Below are 4,655 nucleotides of genomic sequence, written 5' to 3'. Positions count from 1 at the left end.
ACCCACCGCAACCCGGCCCCTCCCGGAGCCGGGCGCGCGCCAGGGCGCCATCGCAGGGCCGTCAGAAGAACACCGACCGCCGCCCCACCAGCAGCTTGTAGAGCGTGTGCTGGATCGTCTCCCGCACCTGGTCCGTGAGTTGGAACATCAGCATCGGGTCCTCCGCCGCCTCCGGCGGCTGGTCCCGGGTCTCCAGCGGCTCGCCGAACTGGATGGTCCACTTCGTCGGCAGCGGCACCGCGCCCAGCGGCCCGAGCCAGGGGAACGTCGGCGTCACCGGGAAGTACGGCAGGCCCAACAGCCGGGCCAGCACCCGGGAGTTCCCCAGCATCGGGTAGATCTCCTCGGCCCCCACGATCGAGCACGGCACGATCGGCACCCGTGCCCGCAGCGCCGTCGCCACGAAGCCGCCGCGCCCGAAGCGCTGGAGCTTGTACCGGTCGGCGAACGGCTTCCCGAGCCCCTTGAACCCCTCCGGCATCACGCCGACCAGTTCGCCCCGCTCCAGCAGTTCCTGCGCGTCCTCCGCACAGGCCAGCGTGTGCCCGGCCTTCCGGGCGAGTTCGTTGATCACCGGCAGCTGGAACACCAGGTCCGCGCCGAGCAGTCGCAGATGCCGCTCGGCCGGGTGCCGGTCGCGCACCGCGACCTGGAGCATCAGCCCGTCCCACGGCAGGGTGCCCGAGTGGTTGGCGACGATCAGCGCGCCGCCCTCGGCGGGTATGTTCTCGACGCCACGCACCTCGACCCGGAAGTAGCGCTCGAAGACCGGCCGCAGCAGCCGCAGCAGCACCTCGTCCGTCAGGTCCTCGTCGAAGCCGAAGTCGTCGACCTCGTAGTCGCCGGTGAGCCGCCGCCTCAGGAACGCGAACGTCCTGGCCAGCGCCTGGTCGAGCCCGCCATGGGCCGCGGACGGGGTCGGAGCCGCGTCCCTGGCCAGCGCGGCCAGCGTCGGCTCGCCGCCGACGCCGCCGACACTGTCGACCTCGTCCGGCCCTTCGTGTTCGTCCCGCGACCGCCGACCGCCGTCGCCGATCGGAATGACCTTGGCGTCAGCCATGCCGCAACGCCCCTTCCATCCGGTCCAGGGCCCGCCCCACCCGCTCCGGGGCCAGCAGCCCGGGGCCGTGCGCCACGGCGAAGTCCGCGAACGCGTCGGCCGTCGAGTACTCCAGGGGGCCGCCGAGCGCCGCCCGCAGCAGCGCCGTGCTGACCACCCGGCCGTGCACCAGGGCCCGGAACTGCTCACCGGATATGCCGTCAACGCCGGCCGTCCGCAGCAGCATGCCGAGCCAGGGCGTCAGCGACCCCGCCACCGGCACCGTCGGCCGGCCGAGCCGCCGCGCCGCCTGGGAGAGCAGCAGCACGCCGTCCCCCGCCACGTTGAACGTGCCGACGAGGGCCGGATCACGCACCGCCCGCGCCAGCACCTCGACCGCGTCGTGTTCGTGCACGAACTGCAGCCGGGGGTCGAAGCCGAGGACGGTGGGCAGCACGGGCAGCCGGAAGTAGGCGCCGAGCGCCGACTCCGAGCCGGGGCCCAGCAGATGGGCGAAGCGCAGCACGGTCACCGCGACCTCGGGGCGGCGCCGGCCGAAGCCCCGCACGTAGCCCTCGATCTCGGCCACGTCCTGGGCGAAGCCACCGCCCTGCCGTGGCAGGGCCGCCGCGGCCTCGGAGAGCACGGCGGGATCGCGCGACCCGCTGCCGTAGACCTGGGTGCTCGACGCGACGACCAGCCGCCGCAGGCCGGGCAGCTTCTGGCAGGCGCCGAGCAGCTGCAACGTGCCCAGCACGTTGCGCTCCTTGACCGCCGAGCGCCCCATGCCGGGCGAGGACGCGATCCCCTGGACGTCCAGGTGCACCACGGTGTCCACCCGGTGCTCGGCGAGCACCGTCACGATCGAGGGCAGCCGGATGTCGGCGCGCACGAAGCGCATGTCGCCGATGGGGTAGCCGGGCCGCCGGGTGTCGACACCGACGACCAGGTCCACCTCGGGATCGCGGCGGACATGCCGCACGAACCACCCGCTGAGCTGCCGGGCGGCACCCGTGACGAGCACGGTCCTGCCCACTACGCGCCACCCCACTTCACGAAGCTACCGAGGCCCGGAAAACGCGTGCGGCCCTCCCGTCGACACGGACGGGAGGGCCGGCTCAGCGGCGCTCGCTCACTTCTTGTTGCGGCGCTGAACGCGCGTACGCTTCAGCAGCTTGCGGTGCTTCTTCTTCGCCATCCGCTTGCGCCGCTTCTTGATGACAGAGCCCACGACTACCCTCGCTTACTTCGATTACTCGGTGCGGGGCGTCCGAGCCCACACGACCTACATGGGCCCAAGCCTACCGGTCACCGAGTGATACGGGTTAATCGAGGGGCGTCGAGGGGCACCGTCCCTTTCGAACGGCCTCCTCTGTCAGGCGCTTTCGACGCCGACGAAGGATTCCCGAAGGTACTCGTGGACCGCCTGCTCGGGAACCCGGAAGGACCTTCCCACCCGGATCGCGGGCAGATGACCGGCGTGCACCAACCGGTACACGGTCATCTTGGAGACTCGCATCACCGCGGCGACCTCCGCCACGGTCAGGAACTTGGCCTCGCTCAGAAGCCTTTCAGCAGCCATGTAACACCTGACCTTCCGCACATGTCGGACACCGGCTTCCCCTCCGGTGACTCCCTCTCGCATGTGCGCTCCTCCCCAGATTAGGGGCGGGTGATGCGAGTGGGGAAGAGGTGCCCCAACCGGCCGATTACAACGAGCGGGCTCTTAACGTGACAGAGAAGCCCGTTTGAGCACATAGCGCGCGAGCGTTCCGCCGCGGCCGGCCCGCCGGGAGACGGCGGGCGGAACCGCTGTCGGAACCCTGCCCCCCGCCTGTCTCGCGAACCCCGTGCGGCCACCCGCGACCACCGACCTCCGGCCGACGCCACCCGGTTGACCTGCGCCGCAGAGCCGTCCGCCGGTGGCGAGGACCAGCGCGGACGGCCGGCCGTGACGGAGCCGGGGAACTGCTGTGAGCCATCGGGACCGGGGGTGCTGAAGACGTGTTCGGACGGTGCGGCCGGGGCGGAGGCGGTCCGTCGGGGCGCGCCGGACGACGTAGACCGAATCGGGTCGTTTTGTCGATAGATCACCCATGCGCTGGGGCGAGCGCGAACCATCCGGTCGTGGGATCGGCCCCGGCCGTTCCGACGTAGCACCGGTGCCGCGTCACGTCCCGGCCGGGGTGTGACGCCGGGCGGCCGGCACGGCGTCAGTGCTCGGGCAGCAGCCCGTGCGCCGGAAACACCGCCCGCCGGGTGGCCAGCACGGCCTGATCGACCTCGTCGGCCGGATCGTAGCCTGCCTCCCAGCCCCGCCAGGACGGCCGCCGCCCGTCGGTCATCCGCTGCGGGCCGCCTTCCCTGGTGCGCACGTACACGGCCGACCGCCATTCCTCGGGGGTCAACGCCTCGGGTTCGATGGGGCGATGGGCCGCGATGGCGACCAGGTGGGTCCAGATCCGCGGCACCACGTCCACGATCGCGTAACCGCCGCCGCCGAGCGCCAGCCACCGTCCTTCGGCGTGCTCGTGCGCCCAGTCGTGGCAGGCTTCGGCCGCGGCACGCTGTGCGTCGAGGCTGAGGGTGAGATGCGCCAGTGGGTCCTCGAAGTGGGTGTCGGCCCCGTGCTGGGTCACCAGCGCCTGGGGGTGGAACTCCGCGAGCAGCTCGGGGACGACGGCGTGCAGCGCGCGCAACCAGCCGGCGTCGGAGGTGCCGGCGGGCAGTGCGAGGTTGACAGCGCCGCCGGGTGCTCCGGGTCCGCCGGTCTCCTCGGGCCGGCCGGTGCCGGGGAACAGGAAGCGGGGGTGCTCGTGGACGGAGATGGTCAGCACGCGTGGGTCGTCCCAGAACGCGGTCTGCACGCCGTCTCCGTGGTGCACGTCCAGGTCGACGTAGGCGACGCGTTCCGCGCCGAGTTCGAGCAGCCTGGCGATGGCGATGGCGGCGTCGTTGTAGACGCAGAATCCGGAGGCGGCCGACGGCATCGCGTGGTGCAGCCCGCCGGCGAAGTTGACGGCATGACGGACGGTTCCCCGCCAGATGTCCTCGGCGCCGGCGACGGACTGACCGGCGATCAGCGCGGAGACGTCGTGCATGTCCACGAAGGCCGGGGTGTCGGGGGTGCCGAGGCCCATCCACTGGTCCGCGTCCGAGGGGTCCGCGGAGGCGCGCCTGACGGCGGCGAGGTAGTCGGCGTCGTGTACGAGCCGCAGCGTGGAGTCGCCGGCCGCCTTGGCGGCGACCACCTCGATGTGGCGGTCGAGACCGAACGCCTCGACCAGCCGCATGGTCAGATCCAGCCGCAGCGGGTCCATCGGATGCCCGGGGCCGAAGTCGTACCGCGTGACGCCCTGGTCCCACATCAGCCGTGCTTCACCACTCATGGCGGCCACGGTAACAAAGCGCCCGGTCGAGGGCATGCGAATGGGGCCCGTCAAGGCGAACTGCCTTGACGAACCCCATTCTTCACTCTTCTTCAAAAATTGTCCGGCGGCGACCTACTCTCCCACACGGTCCCCCATGCAGTACCATCGGCGCTGGCAGGCTTAGCTTCCGGGTTCGGAATGTAACCGGGCGTTTCCCTACCGCCATGACCACCGGAACCCTTAGA

At 71.5% G+C, this 4,655-nt stretch carries 5 protein-coding genes and 1 rRNA gene; all 6 read right to left on the bottom strand.

Annotated features, from left to right (window positions below; genetic code table 11):
• Positions 1-61: 61 nt before the first annotated feature.
• A complete protein-coding gene (locus E1283_RS32280) occupies positions 62-1,060 on the bottom strand; it encodes a lysophospholipid acyltransferase family protein (protein ID WP_132821714.1) in 999 nt (332 codons plus the stop codon).
• The gene (locus tag E1283_RS32275; RefSeq protein ID WP_132821713.1) at positions 1,053-2,075 is read right to left on the bottom strand and encodes an NAD-dependent epimerase/dehydratase family protein; all 1,023 of its coding nucleotides are present in this window, start codon (positions 2,073-2,075) and stop codon (positions 1,053-1,055) included. Before E1283_RS32275 ends, E1283_RS32280 begins: the two co-directional genes overlap by 8 nt.
• 96 nt (positions 2,076-2,171) lie before the next feature.
• On the bottom strand, positions 2,172-2,270 hold the full coding sequence (locus E1283_RS32270) for a 30S ribosomal protein bS22 (protein ID WP_003948845.1): 99 nt from the start codon (positions 2,268-2,270) through the stop codon (positions 2,172-2,174).
• Between the two features lie 144 nt (positions 2,271-2,414).
• On the bottom strand, positions 2,415-2,621 hold the full coding sequence (locus E1283_RS32265; protein ID WP_052849337.1) for a helix-turn-helix domain-containing protein: 207 nt from the start codon (positions 2,619-2,621) through the stop codon (positions 2,415-2,417).
• A 631-nt stretch (positions 2,622-3,252) separates the two neighbouring features.
• A complete protein-coding gene (locus E1283_RS32260; protein ID WP_132821712.1) occupies positions 3,253-4,428 on the bottom strand; it encodes an acetoin utilization protein AcuC in 1,176 nt (391 codons plus the stop codon).
• A gap of 101 nt (positions 4,429-4,529) precedes the next feature.
• Positions 4,530-4,646: ribosomal RNA gene (rrf, locus tag E1283_RS32255) — 5S ribosomal RNA — on the bottom strand.
• Positions 4,647-4,655 lie beyond the last annotated feature (9 nt).

Source organism: Streptomyces hainanensis (genome assembly GCF_004348415.1).
Lineage (GTDB): Bacteria > Actinomycetota > Actinomycetes > Streptomycetales > Streptomycetaceae > Streptomyces > Streptomyces hainanensis.
This window is presented reverse-complemented; position numbering and strand designations above follow the sequence as displayed.

Coding starts and splice junctions, on each gene's coding strand:
- E1283_RS32280 (WP_132821714.1), bottom strand. CDS start 1,060: ATGGCTGACGCCAAGGTCATTCCGATCGGCGACGGCGGTCGGCGGTCG.
- E1283_RS32265 (WP_052849337.1), bottom strand. CDS start 2,621: ATGGCTGCTGAAAGGCTTCTGAGCGAGGCCAAGTTCCTGACCGTGGCG.
- E1283_RS32260 (WP_132821712.1), bottom strand. CDS start 4,428: ATGAGTGGTGAAGCACGGCTGATGTGGGACCAGGGCGTCACGCGGTAC.